General features: G+C 71.2%; 10 protein-coding genes. 3 read left to right on the forward strand and 7 right to left on the reverse strand.

Annotation, left to right across the window (positions count from 1 at the left end):
* Window positions 1-137 precede the first annotated feature (137 nt).
* The 5 genes from R2N01_RS00600 to R2N01_RS00620 all read right to left on the reverse strand — a co-directional run bounded on the left by R2N01_RS00600 (window position 138) and on the right by R2N01_RS00620 (window position 8,341).
* Window positions 138-2,495: an Rne/Rng family ribonuclease gene (locus R2N01_RS00600; protein ID WP_316667386.1), complete on the reverse strand. Its 2,358-nt coding sequence runs from the start codon at window positions 2,493-2,495 to the stop codon at window positions 138-140.
* A gap of 225 nt (window positions 2,496-2,720) precedes the next feature.
* The gene (locus R2N01_RS00605; protein ID WP_316667389.1) at window positions 2,721-3,440 is read right to left on the reverse strand and encodes a TIGR03936 family radical SAM-associated protein; all 720 of its coding nucleotides are present in this window, start codon (window positions 3,438-3,440) and stop codon (window positions 2,721-2,723) included.
* A gap of 128 nt (window positions 3,441-3,568) precedes the next feature.
* Entirely contained in the window at window positions 3,569-5,542 is a 1,974-nt protein-coding gene (locus R2N01_RS00610; RefSeq protein WP_316667391.1) for a TIGR03960 family B12-binding radical SAM protein, read from the reverse strand.
* Window positions 5,543-6,841 carry a type II CAAX prenyl endopeptidase Rce1 family protein gene (locus tag R2N01_RS00615; protein ID WP_316667393.1) on the reverse strand — a complete coding sequence of 433 codons (1,299 nt, stop codon included), beginning with the start codon at window positions 6,839-6,841 and terminating at the stop codon, window positions 5,543-5,545.
* Between the two features lie 84 nt (window positions 6,842-6,925).
* Window positions 6,926-8,341, reverse strand: coding sequence for a folylpolyglutamate synthase/dihydrofolate synthase family protein (locus R2N01_RS00620; protein ID WP_316667395.1), 1,416 nt, complete (start codon window positions 8,339-8,341; stop codon window positions 6,926-6,928).
* 89 nt (window positions 8,342-8,430) lie between these two features.
* Here R2N01_RS00620 and R2N01_RS00625 point away from each other — a divergent pair, with 89 nt between their 5' ends.
* The 3 genes from R2N01_RS00625 (at window position 8,431) to R2N01_RS00635 (ending at window position 13,384) form a co-directional block, all read left to right on the forward strand.
* Window positions 8,431-9,285: a thioredoxin domain-containing protein gene (locus R2N01_RS00625; RefSeq protein ID WP_316667398.1), complete on the forward strand. Its 855-nt coding sequence runs from the start codon at window positions 8,431-8,433 to the stop codon at window positions 9,283-9,285.
* A 99-nt stretch (window positions 9,286-9,384) separates the two neighbouring features.
* On the forward strand, window positions 9,385-12,009 hold the full coding sequence (gene valS / locus R2N01_RS00630; RefSeq protein ID WP_316667400.1) for a valine--tRNA ligase: 2,625 nt from the start codon (window positions 9,385-9,387) through the stop codon (window positions 12,007-12,009).
* 289 nt (window positions 12,010-12,298) lie between these two features.
* Complete coding sequence (locus R2N01_RS00635; protein WP_316667402.1) at window positions 12,299-13,384, forward strand: S-(hydroxymethyl)mycothiol dehydrogenase; 1,086 nt, start codon at window positions 12,299-12,301, stop codon at window positions 13,382-13,384.
* Between the two features lie 206 nt (window positions 13,385-13,590).
* Here R2N01_RS00635 and R2N01_RS00640 read toward each other — a convergent pair whose 3' ends face one another.
* Both R2N01_RS00640 and thrC read right to left on the reverse strand, forming a co-directional pair.
* Window positions 13,591-14,712: an ATP-dependent 6-phosphofructokinase gene (locus R2N01_RS00640; protein ID WP_316667404.1), complete on the reverse strand. Its 1,122-nt coding sequence runs from the start codon at window positions 14,710-14,712 to the stop codon at window positions 13,591-13,593.
* The gene (gene thrC / locus R2N01_RS00645; RefSeq protein WP_316667406.1) at window positions 14,709-16,196 is read right to left on the reverse strand and encodes a threonine synthase; all 1,488 of its coding nucleotides are present in this window, start codon (window positions 16,194-16,196) and stop codon (window positions 14,709-14,711) included. The genes R2N01_RS00640 and thrC overlap by 4 nt, the downstream gene beginning before the upstream one ends.
* Between the last annotated feature and the right edge of the window lie 73 nt (window positions 16,197-16,269).

Genomic DNA, 16,269 nt, shown 5'->3' on the forward strand with positions numbered 1-16,269 from the left:
CGCCTCCAGCGAATGCCGCGCTCCCCAGCAGACGCCGCGGACATGCGCACGCTGAGGCAGGGACGGTGTTCGCGGGGGCGCGCGACGGCCCCGGGCCCAACTCCAGGATCCAGGACCCACTGGCCGGTGGAGTCGGTTCAGGAGCCCTTCCTTCTGCCGCCGCGGCGACCGCGGCGGTGGCGCTCGCCGCCGTCGGCCGGGGCCTGGCTGGCGACGGGCTCGTCGTGGCGGATGTAGCCGCGGCCGCCGCACGCGTCGCACTCGACGGTGAAGGCCTCGGCCAGGCCGGTGCCGATGCGCTTGCGCGTCATCTGGACCAGACCCAGGCTGGTGACCTCGCTCACCTGGTGACGGGTGCGGTCGCGCTCCAGGCACTCGACCAGGCGGCGCAGCAGCAGCTCCCGGTTGGCCGGCAGCACCATGTCGATGAAGTCGACCACGACGATGCCGCCCAGATCACGCAGACGCAACTGGCGGACGATCTCCTCGGCCGCCTCCAGGTTGTTCTTGGTGACGGTCTCCTCGAGGTTGCCGCCCGAGCCGGTGAACTTGCCGGTGTTGACGTCGATGACCGTCATGGCCTCGGTGCGGTCGATGACCAGCGAGCCGCCGGAGGGCAGGAAGACCTTGCGCTCAAGGGCCTTGGAGATCTGCTCGTCGACGCGGTACGTGGTGAAGGGATCGCCCTGCTCGTCGTTCCAGCGCTGCAGGCGGTCGCGCAGACTCGGAGCCACGTGCTCGACATAGGCGTCGATCGTGTCGAAGGCGTCGGAGGGCCCGCCGTCACCGGCGATGACCAGCTCGGAGAAGTCCTCGGTGAACAGGTCGCGCACGATGCGCAGGGTCAGGTCGGGTTCGGCGTAGAGCTGCTGGGGCGCATTGCCCGTGGCGACCTTCCTCTCGATGACCCCCCACTGGGCTTTGAGCCGGTCGACGTCGTGGCGCAGGTCGTCGGCGGAGACGCCCTCGGCCGCGGTGCGGACGATGACCGAGCTGGACTCGTCCACCACTTCGTTGATGATCTCCTTCAGCCGGCGGCGCTCGGTGTCGGGCAGTTTGCGGCTGATGCCGGACAGATGACCGTCCGGGGAGTAGACGACGTAACGACCGGGCAGCGAGATGTGTGCGGTCAGGCGGGCGCCCTTGGCGCCGATCGGGTCCTTGCTGACCTGGACGAGCACGGTCTGACCGGGTTCGAGCGCGGTCTCGATCGCGTGCGGGGCGTTCTTGTCGGGCGCGGCGTCCCAGTTGACCTCGCCGGCGTAGAGCACGGCGTTGCGGCCGCGACCGATGTCGATGAAGGCGGCCTCCATGCTGGGCAGGACGTTCTGCACCTTGCCCAGGTAGATGTTGCCGATCAGCGAGGTCGAGGCCTTGCGGTCGACGTAGTGCTCGACAAGGACGTCGTCCTCGAGCACGGCCAGCTGCGTGTACTCCTCGCGCTGACGGATGATCATCTTGCGGTTGACGGACTCGCGGCGGGCCAGGAACTCGGCCTCGGACAGGATCGGGGCGCGGCGCCGTCCCGCGGCCCGGCCCTCCTTGCGGCGCTGGCGCTTGGCCTCCAGGCGGGTGGAGCCCTCGATGCCGGTGACCTCGTCGACGGCGCTGTGGCGGGGCTCCCGCACGCGCACGACGACATCGCTGGGGTCGTCGTCGGAACCGCCGACGTCCTCTCCTCGGCGGCGGCGGCGACGACGGCGACGGTTCTGGCCCTGGCCGCCCTCCCCGCGCTCGGAGCCCCCGGACTCATCCTCGCCGGGCTTCCCCCCGGGTTCGGGGGACTCGCTCTCGACGCCGTCCTCGTTCTCGCCGGGCTCGGAGCCGCGATGGCGACGACGACCGCCGCGACGACGACGGCGGTGTGTGGCCGGCTCGGCCTCGGCGCCGTCGTCCCCGCCCCGGGCCGACCCGTCCCGTTCCTCGGCGGCGGGCAGACCGTTCTCCTCGGCCGGTCCGCCGGGAACCTCGGCGGGCGCCTCGCCGCCGGCGATCGCAGCCGTCAGGGAGTCGAGAACGGCCTGCTTGTCGAGATCCTCCTCGTCGGCGCCCCTGGTATCGCCGCGGCCCTTGCCGACCGCCGCCCGCTCCGCCTCGCTCAGCAGCGCGTCGACCTGCCCGGCCGCGGACCCCCCGTCCTCCCCGTCGCCGGGCGCGGGCCTGCGGCGGCGGACGGGCTTCTCGGCGGGCTCGGGAAGACCCTCGAGTCCGGCCTGCTCGGCCGCGCGCTCGGCGGCGACCTCGTTCATCACGGCGGCGATGGCGGCGGCGACCGGGTCGGACTGCTCGGACCCGGACTGCCCGGCAGGGGGCTCCCCGGCCTCGCCGGTCACGGCCCCGGCGGTCTCCGGGTGCGGCTCCTCGGACTCGGGGGCCACGATGGGATCGGCCTGGGGCGGACCGGCCGGGCGGGTCCTGGCACGGCGACCGCGCGGGGGGCACGGCAGGTCGTCATCAGCGGTCTCGGATGCTTCAGATGTCGCGTCATCGAGCATGGAGTGCTCCTCTTGCACCTGGACAGGTGCACGTCAGTCGCATCACGTGCGACAAAAGCTGGCGGCTCCCGCTGCTACCGGGATCCCCCGCGGTCGGCTCTCGCGTCGCGGTGAGGATGCATCCAGCGGCCCGCGGGCACAGGCGCTTGGCGGCCCTTACCTGGAACCAAGTATGACACATGCGCCAATTGCCGAGTGGGGCGGCGCGCTCGCGGGCGCCGTCGTTCATTCGTGGTCCTGCGGCCCGCCGGGAAACCCCGGGATCGTCGGGTCGGGCACGTCGAGCGGGTCGCCGATCGATCCGTCGGGCAGCAGCGGGCCCTGGCGCAGGCGGGTGAACAGGCCGGGGTGGTCCCCGCCCAGCCCGGGGTGCAGCCGACGCAGCGCTTGCAGCACGTCATCGGGGCGCACGAGCGGGGCGCCGTGGGTCACGCGCACCTGCACCCGGCCCTCGTCGTCCACCCGTGCAGAGCTGATGGCCGGGCGCGCATCGAAGACGCGTTCGCCCTTGCGGGTGATACGGCTGACCTCGACGGATCCGGCGGCCAGCAGATCGCGGACCGCCCGTCCGAGGTCCTGCTCGTCAACGACGCCGACGTCGATCGCCCAGTCGGAGGCCTGCAGCACGTCGGACAACGAGGGGCGGCGCTTCTCGACGATGCGCAGCACGCGGAAACCGATCGGCAGGGCGGCATTGAGGTCCCCGCGCACCTGGTCGGGATCGAGCGCCTCGAGGACGGCGATGTCGGCGTACTCGGCGTACGAGGCGGCCGAGGTGGGCGCCGAATTGGCGTAGCTGATGCGCGGGTGGGGCGAGAAGCCCGAGGAGTAGGCCATCGGGATGCCGGCACGGCGCAGCGCACGCCCGAAGGCCCTGGAGAAGTCGCGGTGGGAGGCGAACCTGGCCGCACCGAGCTTGGAGTAGCTCAGACGCAGGCGTTGCACGGGCGGCGGCTGGCGCGGCGGTTCTCGACGGGACACGCACGTATGGTAGGCCCGGCGGGCGGGGTGCGTGGACCGTACCGGCGCCCGCGGGCGATTCCGGACACCGCGCCCCGGGCTCCGGGGTCGGGTCAGGCGTCCGCGCCGGTCCCGGCCCGCCGCGGCGGCAGGGGCGCCAGGGGGAGCAGGGACCTGCCGGAAGGACCCATTTCGATGCCGACACCGAAGTGCGGGCAGACGCCGCAGTCCTTGCAGTCGTCCCAGCGGCAGTCGGCGAGCTGCCGCGCGGCGCACCCGGCGACGTACTCCTGCCACAGCCAGGTGCGGTCCAGGCCGGAGTCGAGGTGGTCCCAGGGCAGCACCTCGGGTTCGGTGCGCCGGCGGGTGGTGTACCAGGCCAGGTCGACGCCCAGGGGTTCCAGCTCGATCGCCGCGCAGTCGACCCACCGCTGGTAGTCGAAATGTTCCCGCCAGCCGTCGAAACGCCCGCCGTCGAGCCAGACGGCCTCGATGACGCGTCCCACCCGGCGGTCGCCGCGGGCCAGCAGGCCCTCGATCTGGCCGGGCTCGCCGCCGGTCCAGCGAACCGTGATGGCCCGGTCGAAGCCGTGGTCCGAGCGCACGGCATCGCGCAGTACGCCGATGCGGTGGTCGATGAGCTCGGCGTCGGCCTGGACGGCCCACTGGAACGGGGTGTGCGCCTTGGGCACGAAACCGCCGATCGAGACGGTGCACGAGACGTCCCGCCTGCCGGTGATCTCCCGGCCGGTCTCGACGACGCGGTGGGCGAGGCGGGCGATGGCCAGCACGTCCTCGTCGGTCTCGGTGGGCAGGCCGCACATGAAGTACATCTTCACCGAGCGCCAGCCCTGGCTGAATGCGGCGGAGACGGTCGTGATGAGGTCGTCCTCGCTGACGTTCTTGTTGATGACGGCGCGCAGGCGCTCCGAACCGGCCTCGGGGGCGATCGTCAGGCCCGGGCGGCGTCCGTTGCGGGCCAGCTCGCGGGCCAGGTCGACGTTGAAGGCGTCGACGCGGGTGCTGGGGATCGACAGTGAGACATTGCCGCCCTGGTACCGGTCGGCCAGCTGGTGGGTGATCTCGTCGATCTCGGTATGGTCGGCGCTCGACAGGCTGAGCAGGCCGACCTCCTCCAGGCCGGTGGAGCGCAGACCGTGGTCGACCATGGTGCCGATGGTGGCGAGCGAGCGCTCGCGCACGGGGCGGGTGATCATGCCGGCCTGGCAGAAGCGGCAGCCGCGGGTGCAGCCGCGGAAGATCTCGGCCGAGTAGCGCTCGTGCACGGTCTCGGCGAGCGGGACGATCGGCGACTTCGGGTAGGGCCAGGCGTCCAGGTCGGTGAGCACCCAGCGCTGGACCGAGGCGGGGACGTCGTCCCTGTTGGGGCTGATGCGCACGATGGCGCCGTCGGAGCCGTAGTCGACGTCGTAGAAGCGCGGCACGTAGAAGCTCCCGGTGGCCGCCAGGGTCCCGAGGACCCCGTCGCGCCCGCCGGGGCAGCCGGCCAGACGCCACTCGCGGACGATGCGCGACAGCTCGATGACCGCCTCCTCGCCGTCGCCCAGGACGACGACGTCGACGAAGCCCGCGATGGGCTCGGGGTTGAACGCGCAGTGTCCGCCGACCAGCACGAGCGGGTCGTCCATGGTGCGCTCGTCGCTGTGGATCGGGATGACCGCCAGGTCGAGGGCGTTGAGCAGGTTGGTGTAGCCGAGCTCGGTGCTCAGACTGATGCCGAGCACGTCGTAGGCCCTGACGGGGCGGTGACTCTCGAGTGTGAACTGCGGCAGGCCGCGGGCGCGCATGAGAGCCTCGAGATCGGGCCAGACGCTGAAGCTGCGCTCGGCGCTCGCCCAGCCGAGCTCGTTGATGACCTCGTAGAGGATGGCGAGCCCCTGGTTGGGCTGGCCGACGCCGTAGGCATCGGGGTACATGAGCACCCAGTGCACCTGCGAGTCGCCCCATTCGCGCAGCTGCGAGTTGATCTCGCCGCCCACGTACTGCACCGGCGTCGAGACCTGGGCCAGCAGCGGGCTCAGCCGGTCGAAGAGTCCGGCCGGCTCGGGGCGCGACCACTCGATCATTCACTCCTCCTGCCGCGGGACGGGCCGCTCCGCAGCGGGCGGTTCCCCGTCCCCATCCATGATCCGCGGCCGGCCGACGGGCGGCTGCCACGATGCCAGGACGTCATCGCCCGGTTCGGCGCCTGGCGCCACGGCGTCCTGCGCGCTCGCCGGCGATCCGCCCCAGGGCTGGTACGGCACCGGCTGCCGATAAGGCATCGGCACGCCGTGGGGACCGGGCGCGGCCGGGTCGCCGCCGACCGGGACCGGGCCGGGTGCGTAGCAGGTCCGCTGCCAGTGGCCGGCCGGCGGCAGGGGGGCCGGGACGGGCTCCGGCTCGCTGGTCGTGGCGAGTCCCCTGGCCCTGGCGCGCCAGCAGGTGAGCGCTGCGGCGATGGCGAGGACGACCAGCTGCAGAAGGCTCGCCGGGCTGCCGGTGCCCTCGGAGCGGTCGAACATGCGGCTGATGTCGCTGAACGGCACGAAGACCATGGACGTCATGTTGTTGAGGATGTGCATGGCCGTGGAGGCCTCCAGGCCCCCGGTGCGATAGCACATGAGGCAGGCCACGACGGCGAAGCCGAAGTAGGTGATGTTGAGCCACGGGTCCTGCGCGCTGTGGGCCCGCATGAAGCACAGCGAGCTGACCGCGCCGCCGACGAGCGCCGAGACGATGCCCAGTGTCCTGGTGCGCTGCGGGAAGCAGCTGGCGACCAGCCGGTTGATGCCGCCGCGGAAGAACCACTCCTCCCCGGCGCACTGGATGGGCGTGGTGAGCAGCACGCCGAGAATGAGCACGGGCGTGTCGGCGGTGACGGCCAGGCCGTCGAAGCCTCCGGCGAGGAGCGTTTCGACCGCGATGAAGACGACCCAGACCGGCAGGAGCACGAGCAGGCAGTGGCCGAACCAGCGCCAGCGGAAGCGCCCGGTGACCGAGTGGACGAAACCGATCGGCTGGGAGTGCAGCCTGGCCACGAGCCAGACGATCGGGATCGAGCAGGCGAGCGCCAGGTTGTTCGCGATGAAGATCGCCGGCGTCAGGCCGCCCCCCGTGGCGGCCTCCCTGAGGTACTCCTGGAAGGAGCCGTAACGTCCGCCGGCGAGATCGATGCCGACGCCGATCGTGGAGAAGACGCTCAAGGCCACGAACCACAGGACGCCGCCGACGAGAGCGCCGACGATCGGCCGCCACACCCGCCAGCGCGGCGAGCGCCACAGCCCGTGGTACCGGGTGGGTTGGACGGGCAGCCCCGACTCGTAAGGCTGCTGATGGGCCGCCGGCCTCGGCGGACAGGCCATCGGCGGGTACGCGGTGCTCATGGCATTCCACCCTAACGGGCCGGCACCGCTGCTTCCGGGCCATCCACAACCGGACACGCCCCCGAACGACCCGGATGGCCCGGCTCACCGCCCGGGGCCGTCAGGGTCCCCGGCGACCGACACGGTGAGCGGGTCGACGACCGGTCCCGGCCCCTCGTCCGCGAGGATGTCGCGGACTTCCCCGGCCAGGTAGACCGAGCCGATGACGAGCACGCCGGCTCCGCCCCCCGAGTCCCGGGCGATCATCATGGCCCTGCTGAGCGCGCCCGTCGTGTCAGCGGCGGTGTGCACGCGGGTCCGGCCGAATGCCCCGATGGCGGCCGAGGCGAGATCCTCGACGCCCATGGCGCGCGGATTGCCGTGAACGGCGGTGACGACGATCTGGTCGAGTTCGTCGGCGAGCAGCCCCAGTACGGTGCCGATCTGCTTGTCGGCCATCATGGCGAGCACGCCGATGGCGGGGCGGGCGTCGAAGGCCTCGCGGAAGCCGGCCAGCGCAGCGCGCACGCCGTGCGGGTTGTGGGCCGTGTCGAGCACGACGAGCGGATCGTGGTGGACGGCCTCCAGGCGGGCCGGCGCCCTGACCCGGGCCAGGCCGCCGGCGAGGATGCCGGGCTCGACGGCGCGGCCTCCGCAGAACGCCTCGACGGCGGCGGTGGCCACGGCGGCGTTGTGGGCCATGTGGGCGCCGTACAGGGGCAGGAAGAGATCGCCGATCGGCCCGCCGGCGCTCTCGATGCGCAGCAGTTGGCCCCCGACCGCGGGCCGGCGGTCGAGCAGGGCGAAGTCCAGGCCCTCGCGCACCATCGCCGCACCGACCTCGACGCAGTGTCGGGACAGCACGGCTGCGGCCTCGGGCTGCTGGCCGGCCAGGACAGCGGTGGAGCCGGGTTTGATGATGCCCGCCTTCTCGCCGGCGATGGCGCCGAGCGTGTCACCGAGGTACTGCATGTGATCCATGTCGACCGGCCCGACGACGGCGACCCGGGCATCGGCCACATTGGTGGCGTCCCATCGCCCGCCCATGCCGACCTCCACGACCGCCGCGTCGACGGGCGCATCCGCGAAGGCCGCGTAGGCCATGGCCGTCATGACCTCGAAGAAGGTCATGGCGATGCCGTCGATCCGCCGGGCATCGACCATGCCGACCATGGGGCCGATCTGCTCCCAGACCTCGTCGAAGCGCTCGGCCGCGATCGGGGCGCCGTCGATGCAGATGCGCTCGGTGACGTCCTGCAGGTGCGGGGAGCTGAAGCACCCGGTGCGCAGGCCCATCGAGCGCAGGACGGCGTCGATCATGATGGCCGTGCTGCCCTTGCCATTGGTGCCGGTGACCGCGATCACCGGGCAGGCGTCCTGCGGTGAGCCGAGCAGGCCGCACAGTGCCCGGACGCGCTCCAGCGAGGGGCCGACGCGGTGCTCGGGCCACCGCGAGGTGATCGACTCGACGATGCGGGCGTGGCCGGTGGGCGGGACGTGGTTCTCAGGTGTCCTGGTCATCGCGCTCAAGAGTAATTGCCGGCCCCGGGCCGGGTAGACTGCCCTCCAGCTCTGTGCACGGACCAGAATCCCCGAGCCGGAAGGTTGACATGGCCTCGAAGAACCCAGGCAAGAAGCAGACTCCTGCTGGCGGGGCGGGCACGAACCGCCGCGAGGCCCTGCGCCAGGCCCAGGCCGCGCAGGCGGCCCATCAGAAGCGCATGCGCGCGATCCTCATCGCAGTGGCCGCCGCCGTGGGCATCGCGATCATCGTCGTCGCGGTCCTCGGCGCCACCGGCAGGCTCGGGACCGGGAAGAACGAGCCCACCACCGTCGTGACGACCCTGGGCGAGCAGATCACCCCGCCGCACGCGAATGCCGACGGCACCGGGATCGTCTCGCAGCTCGGCACCAACGCCTCCGCGCCGACCCTGGTCGTGTACGAGGACTACCAGTGCCCGATCTGCAAGACCTACGAGCAGTACTTCGGACCGACCTTCGAATCGCTGGCCACCAGCGGCCAGATCCAGCTCGAGTACCGCACCCGCACCTTCCTCGACCAGAACCTGCAGCAGCTCAACGAGTCCAACGGCACGCCCGAATCCTCCAAGCGCGCCGCCATGGCCGCCGCCTGCGCCGATCAGGTCGGGAAGTTCCAGGAATACCATGACGCCGCCTACGCCAACGCGCCCGCGCAGGAGGGCAACGGCTACACCATGCAGCAGCTGCGCGAGGACTTCGCCGACACGGCCGGAATCACCGGCGAGAACCTGACGACCTTCCAGAGCTGCGTGGACCAGAACCAGACGAAGACCTTCGTCGAGAACGTCGAGCAGGCCGGCAAGGACGCCGGCGTCAATTCGACGCCGACCTTCACGGTCAACGGCGAGCAGGTCTCGTTCACGGACGCCGATCCCAACAGCGAGCAGTCGGTCATGGACGTCATCAACGCCGCCGTGGCCTGAGCCGGCCGAGCGTTCGTTCTTCCGCAGGGGAGCACCCGCCGCGGCGGGTGCTCCCCTGCGCGCCGAGGCCGCCCGGACGCGGGGTTACGGGTTAGTAGGATGTCCTTCATGACCGAGACACCCGCATCGCCGACCGCTCCGACCTCTCCGGGCTGGCGGGTGCCGGACCGTCCGGCGCTCGAGGGCCTCGAGGACAAGTGGTCGGCGATCTGGGAGGCCGACCAGCTGTACGCGTTCAAACGCCCGCAGGGCCGCCACCAGGTGTTCAGCATCGACACCCCCCCGCCCACAGTCTCGGGCTCGCTGCACGTGGGCCACGTGTTCAGCTACACTCACACCGATGTGGTGGCCCGCTACCAGCGCATGACGGGCAAGCACGTCTTCTACCCGATGGGCTGGGACGACAACGGCCTGCCCACCGAGCGCCGCGTCCAGAACTACTTCGGCGTTCGCTGCGACCCGTCGATCCCCTACGATCCCGACTTCGAGCCCCCGGCCAGGCCGAACCCGAAGAGGCAGGTCCCGATCAGCCGCCGCAACTTCGTCGAACTGTGCCACCGCCTCACCGGGGTGGACGAGCAGGCCTTCGCCGAGCTGTGGCACAAGGTCGGCCTGTCGGTCGACTGGAGCCAGCTGTACACGACGATCGGCGCCGAGACGCAGCGCATCTCGCAGCTCGCCTTCCTGCACAACTACGAGCGCGGCGAGGCCTACATGAGCGAGGCCCCCACCATGTGGGACGTCACCTTCCAGACCGCCGTCGCCCAGGCCGAGCTGGAGGCCCGCGACTACCCCGGCGCCTACCACCGGCTGGCCTTCCACAAGGGGGACGGCACCGATGTCTTCATCGAGACGACCCGTCCCGAGCTGCTCGTCAGCTGCTGCGCCCTCATCGCCCACCCGGACGACGAGCGCTACCAGGGGCTGTTCGGCACGACGGTGACCACGCCCGTCTTCAGCGTCGAGGTGCCCGTCCTGGCCCATCCCGCCGCTGAGATGGACAAGGGCGCCGGCATCGCCATGTGCTGCACCTTCGGCGACCTCACCGACGTCCAGTGGTGGCGCGAACTGCAGCTGCCCACGCGCACGGTGATCGGCCGCGACGGACGCCTGCTGCGCGAGAGGCCCGACTGGCTGCCCGATGCCTCCTTCTACGCGGCCGAGCTGGCCGGCAAGACCGTCTTCAGCGCCCGCGCCGCCATGGTCGCCGAGCTCCGGGCCACCGGGGAGATGACCGGCGATCCCAGTCCCACCCAGCGCATGGCCAACTTCTACGAGAAGGGGGACAGGCCGCTCGAGATCGTCTCCACCCGCCAGTGGTACATCGCCAACGGCGGCCACGACGAGGAGCTCAAGGCCAGGCTGCTGGCCCGCGGCGAGGAGATCTCCTTCGTGCCCGAGCACATGAGGTTCCGCTACTCGAACTGGGTCGAGGGCCTCAACGGCGACTGGCTGATCAGCCGCCAGCGCTTCTTCGGCATCCCCTTCCCCGTCTGGTACCGGCTCGACGGGAACGGCGATCCCGACTACGGTTCCCCGATCGTCGCGGCCCCCGAGGACCTGCCCGTCGACCCGAGCTCGGACTGCCCGCCCGGCTACGGGCCGGCCCAGCGCGGCGCACCCGGCGGCTTCATGGCCGAGCCCGATGTCATGGACACCTGGGCCACCAGCTCGTTGACCCCCGAGATCGTCTGCGGCTGGGAACGCGACCCCGAGCTGTTCGGGCTGACCTTCCCGATGGACCTGGCCCCGCAGGCCCACGACATCATCCGCACCTGGCTGTTCAGCCGCGTCGTACGCTCCGACTCCGAGTTCGGCACCGTGCCGTGGAGGCGCGCCACCGTCTCGGGCTTCGTGGTCGACCCCGACCGCAAGAAGATGAGCAAGTCCAGGGGCAATGCGATCGTGCCCACCGACATCATCGACAGGTACGGCGCCGATGCCGTGCGCTGGCGCGCCGCCATGGCCCGCCCGGGCATGGACTCCCCCTTCGACGAGCGCCAGATGAGGGTGGGCCGCCGCCTGGCGATGAAGGTGCTCAACGCCAGCAGGTTCGTACTCGGCATGGGCGCGCCGACCGGCCCCGACGCCATTACCGAGGCCATCGACCTGGCCGAGCTGGCCGCCCTGCGCGAGGTCGTCGGCAGGGCGGGCCGGGCGCTGGCCGAGTTCGACTACACGAGCGCCCTGGAGGCCACCGAGACCTTCTTCTGGAGCTTCTGCGACGACTACCTCGAGCTCGTCAAGGAGCGCGCCTACGGGGCCCGGGGCGAGCGTGCCGCCGCCTCGGCGAACGCCAGCTTGCAGCTGGCCCTGTCGGTCCTCCTGCGGCTGCTGGCACCGTTCATGCCCTTCGTCACCGAGGAGGTCTGGAGCTGGTGGCAGCCGGGCTCTGTGCACACCTCCGCCTGGCCGGGCGTCGACGAGCTGCCCGCCGGCGGCGACGCCTCGCTGGTGACCGACACGGCCACGGCGCTGGTCCTGGTGCGCGGCGCCAAATCGGACGCCAAGGTCTCCATGAAGACCCCGGTCGAGGCCATTACGGTGACTGCCCCGACGGCATCGATCGCCAGGCTCAGGCTGGTCCGCGAGGACCTGTCGGCCGCCGGCCACATCCGGTGCCCGATCGTCTTCGAGGAGGGCGGCGAGTCCGTCACGGCCGAGATCGTCCTGGGCGAGCCCCCGGCGACGAGGTCGAGGCGAACGCGCCACCAGCGCCGGTAACGAGGACCACCACGGCCACGTCGGGAAGGGCCTGGTCCAGAACCCGACCACTCACATCCGGTGACCGATGCTGCCGCCCCGGGACGCGGGAGCCGTCCGCCGCGGCTCTTCGCGAGGCCGGACAGCCGATGACGGCGACGACGAGCAGGTCACCGCCGGGGCGGTGTCGGGGCCGCGTTCTCAGCACAGAGCCAGGTACCGGCGCCGATTGCACAGCCCAGCGCCAGCGAACCGCGTTAACCTCGGGGCGTCCGCCCTGATCAGGGCCCCTATCCAGGAGTTTCCCACAATGTCCACCACCGTCCAAGGAGTCGTCTCGCGCGTCAGGGGAGCGCCCGTCGAGCTGGCCGACGTCATCGTCCCCGACCCCGGCCCGGGCGAGGTCGTCGTGGACATCACGGCCTGCGGCGTCTGCCACACCGACCTCCACTACGCGACCGGGGCCATCACCGACGACTACCCCTTCCTCCTCGGCCACGAGGCGGCCGGCACCGTGTCCGCCACCGGCGCGGACGTCACGCACGTGCACGTGGGCGACCACGTCGTACTGAACTGGCGCGCCATCTGCGGCCAGTGCCGCGCCTGCCGGCGCGGCGAACCCTGGTACTGCTTCAACACCGCCAACGCCGCCCAGCGCATGAGGCTGGCCGACGGCACCGAGCTGACCGCTGCCCTCGGCATCGGCGCGCTGGCACCCAGGACGCTCGTCGCGCAGGGCCAGTGCACGAAGGTCGACCCGGCGGTGCGGCCGCAGGTCGCCGGTCTGCTCGGCTGCGGCGTCATGGCCGGTCTCGGCGCGGCTCTGAACACCGCCGCGGTACGGCGCGGCGAGCAGGTGGCCGTCATCGGCCTGGGCGGCGTCGGCATGGCCGCCCTGCTCGGTGCCCGGACCGCCGGCGCCACCGGCCTCATCGCCGTCGACACCGATCCCAGGAAGCTGGCACTGGCCGCGGAGCTCGGCGCCACCGCCACGATCGACGCGACCAGTACCGACGTCGTCGCGGCCGTCCATGAGCTGACCGGCGGTTTCGGCGCCGATGTCGTCATCGACGCCGTCGGCACCCCGGCCACCTGGAAGCAGGCCTTCTACGCCCGCGACCTGGCCGGCCGCGTCGTCCTGGTGGGCGTGCCCGTCCCCGAGATGCAGCTCGACATCCCGCTCATCGACGTCTTCGACTACGGCGGCTCGCTCGAATCCAGCTGGTACGGCGACTGCCTGCCCGAACGCGACGTTCCCATGCTGCTCGACCTGTACCGGCAGGGCCGTCTGGACCTGGACGTCTTCGTCTCCGAGACGATCGGCATCGGCCAGGTCAACGAAGCCTTCGAGAAGATGCGCACCGGGCAGGTGCTGCGCTCGGTCGTGCTGATGTAGACGGCTCCGGCACGTGCGCGAACGGCACCGGGGTGCACGGCGGGACGACCGGCCCGACCCGGATGCCCTCGACCTCGAGCATCGCGGCCGCATCCGGCCCGCGCCCCCTGCATCCGCAGCGCTCACCCTGTCGCGGGCCCGGTGGGAGTCGATTTCACGGTGACCCGGTGCCGCGGCCGCGTGCAACCGGCAGGGGCCGGGAACCGTCAGTCGCCGAAACCGGTGTTGACCTCCTTGGCTGCTCTGATCCAGGGGTGATCCGTGGGCACGTAGCGGATCTTGCCGGCCACGTCCTCCAGCGGCACGGGCACGGCGGTCTCCCCCCTCGCGGCGACCATGACGCCGAACCGGCCCTGACTGATCAGGTCCGCGCCGGCCGTGCCGAGCAGGGTGGCGAGCTGGCGGTCGCGGCCGCACGGGATACCGCCTCGCTGGACGTAGCCGAGGATCGAGACGCGCGACTCCAGGCCGGTGGCGGCCTCGAGCTGCTCGGCCAGGGTGAAGGTGTGGGCGCGGTGCGAGGCCTCGACAGCCCTGCGGTGCCTCTTGGCGGCGTCCCGGGCCTCGGACGAATCGGCCTCTCTGACGAGGGTCTCCGCTGCGGCCAGTTCGGCGGCGTCCCTGACGTTGCGGGCGCCCTCGGCGACGGCCACGACCGAGAAGTTGCTGCCGTGGGCGCGGCGGCGCCTGATCGTCTCGGCGATCGACTCGACGTTGTAGGGCATCTCGGGCAACAGGATGATGTCGGCGCCGCCGGCTATGCCCGCACCGAGCGCGAGCCAGCCGGCGCGGTGCCCCATGATCTCGGTGAGGATGATGCGATGGTGGCTGTGGGCCGTCGAGTGCAGGCGGTCGATGGCGTCGGTGGCGATCTCGAGGGCCGTCGCGAAGCCGAAGGTCTGGTCGGTCCCGACCAGGTCGTTGTCGATCGTCTTGGGCAGCGTGATGACGTTCATGCCGGCATCGGACAGGCGCTTGGCGTTCTTGGCCGTCCCGCCGCCGCCGAGGCAGACGAGCGCATCGAGCCTGTCCTTCTCGTAGTTCTTCTTGATCGTGTCGATCATGTTGCGCAGTTTGCCGTCCACCATCATCTTGTGGACCTTGTCGCGGCTGGTGCCCAGGATGGTACCGCCGACGGTGAGGATTCCCGACAGGGCGGCCGAGTCGAGTTCGATGAACCGGTTCTCGGCCAGGCCGCGCATGCCGTCGCGGAAGCCGATCAGCTTCATGTCGTAGGTCCCGATGGCCGCCTTGCCGAATCCTCTGATGGCGGCATTCAGGCCGGGGCTGTCGCCGCCTGCGGTGAGGATGCCGACGCGCATCGTCATGATGTCTCCTTCTTCTCCGGGCGGCCCGCCTCAGCGGGCCGGTTGGACAGTGACTCGACCGTGCTCACGACGAGTCCTCTGAGGGCGTCCACGTCATTCGGCAGCTCGACGACGCGGCGCGGTCCCTCCTCGATGTGGGCGAAGCGCTCCGGCACGGGCGGCGGCTGGCCGGTGGCCTCCTCGATCGTGTCGGCGAACTTCACCGGCAGGGCGGTCTCGAGGACGACGATGGGCTCGCCGACCGCCGCGTGCTGCTCCGCGACCTTGACGCCGTCGGCGGTATGCGGGTCGACGAGGACGCCGTACTCGCGTCGGAGACGACCGATGGTGGCGATGCGGTCGGCATGCGTCGAGGAGCCGGAGACGAAGCCGTATCCGCTGCGCATGGCCTCGAACTGCGGGGTGCCGGAGATGTCGAAGAAGCCGTCCTCCGCGACGGCGGCGAACAGTTCGCGGACCCGGGCGCCGTCGCGGCCGTACAGATCGGCGATGAAGCGCTCGAAGTTGGAGGCCTTGGAGATGTCCATGCTCGGCGAGCTGGTGGCACGGGTCTGCGCGGAGCCGCGCGGACGGTAGACGCCGGTGCGGAAGAACTCGTCGAGAACGTCGTTCTCATTGGTGGCCAGGATGAGGCGACCGATGGGCAGGCCCATGGCGCGGGCGATGTGGCCCGCGCAGATGTCCCCGAAGTTGCCGGTCGGCACGCTGAAGCTGATCGCCTGGCCGGGGCCGTCGGTAACGCGCAGCCAGCAGGCGAAGTAGTAGACGACCTGGGCCATGAGGCGGGCCCAGTTGATCGAGTTGACCGCGCCCAGGTGGTACCTCGCCTTGAACCCGGCATCGGCGTTGACGGCCTTGACGAGGTCCTGGCAGTCGTCGAAGACCCCCTTGACGGCGACGTTGACGATGTTCGCGTCGGTCAGGGAGAACATCTGGGCCTGCTGGAAGGGGGTCATGCGGCCGGCGGGTGTCAGCATGACGACGGAGATGCCGGCGCGACCGCGCATGGCGTACTCGGCGGAGCTGCCGGTGTCGCCGCTGGTGGCGCCGAGGATCGTCATCCAGGAGCCGCGGCGGGCCAGCTCGTACTCGAAGAGCTCGCCGAGCAGCTGCATGGCCATGTCCTTGAAGGCCGCCGTCGGGCCGTTGGACAGGTGACCGAGCCACAGCGGGCCGGCGCCGATACGGGTGACGGGAACGATCCGCGGGTCGGAGAACTTCTGCGCGGTGTAGGCCGCCGCGCTCAGACGCTCCAGGTCGCCGGCCGGGACGTCGTCGATGAACAGGCCGATCAGGCGGGCGGCCAGGGCCGCATAGCCCTCGGCGTCGAGCAGTCCGCGCCATTCCTCCAGCGTGTCGGCGTGCACCTGCGGGTACTGCTCGGGCAGGAAGAGCCCGCCATCGGCTGCGAGGCCCTCGAGCAGGATGTCGCAGAACGGCTTGGCGTCGTCGGCGCCCAGGGCACGGGTCGAAAGATAACGCACAGGTGCAGGTTACCGGTCGCGACTGTGCCGTGCGCATCGCAGTCGTCGGAATGTCGGGCGCGGTGGCGCAATG

Source organism: uncultured Propionibacterium sp. (assembly GCF_963539965.1).
Classification (GTDB): domain Bacteria; phylum Actinomycetota; class Actinomycetes; order Propionibacteriales; family Propionibacteriaceae; genus Propionibacterium.

What these genes read in the sequence shown, in the direction of transcription:
- R2N01_RS00600 (WP_316667386.1), bottom strand. Translation starts at nt 2,495, where the DNA reads ATGCTCGATGACGCGACATCTGAAGCATCCGAGACCGCTGATGACGAC.
- R2N01_RS00610 (WP_316667391.1), bottom strand. Translation starts at nt 5,542, where the DNA reads ATGATCGAGTGGTCGCGCCCCGAGCCGGCCGGACTCTTCGACCGGCTG.
- R2N01_RS00615 (WP_316667393.1), bottom strand. Translation starts at nt 6,841, where the DNA reads ATGAGCACCGCGTACCCGCCGATGGCCTGTCCGCCGAGGCCGGCGGCC.
- R2N01_RS00620 (WP_316667395.1), bottom strand. Translation starts at nt 8,341, where the DNA reads ATGACCAGGACACCTGAGAACCACGTCCCGCCCACCGGCCACGCCCGC.
- R2N01_RS00625 (WP_316667398.1), top strand. Translation starts at nt 8,431, where the DNA reads ATGGCCTCGAAGAACCCAGGCAAGAAGCAGACTCCTGCTGGCGGGGCG.
- valS (WP_316667400.1), top strand. Translation starts at nt 9,385, where the DNA reads ATGTCCTTCATGACCGAGACACCCGCATCGCCGACCGCTCCGACCTCT.
- R2N01_RS00635 (WP_316667402.1), top strand. Translation starts at nt 12,299, where the DNA reads ATGTCCACCACCGTCCAAGGAGTCGTCTCGCGCGTCAGGGGAGCGCCC.
- R2N01_RS00640 (WP_316667404.1), bottom strand. Translation starts at nt 14,712, where the DNA reads ATGACGATGCGCGTCGGCATCCTCACCGCAGGCGGCGACAGCCCCGGC.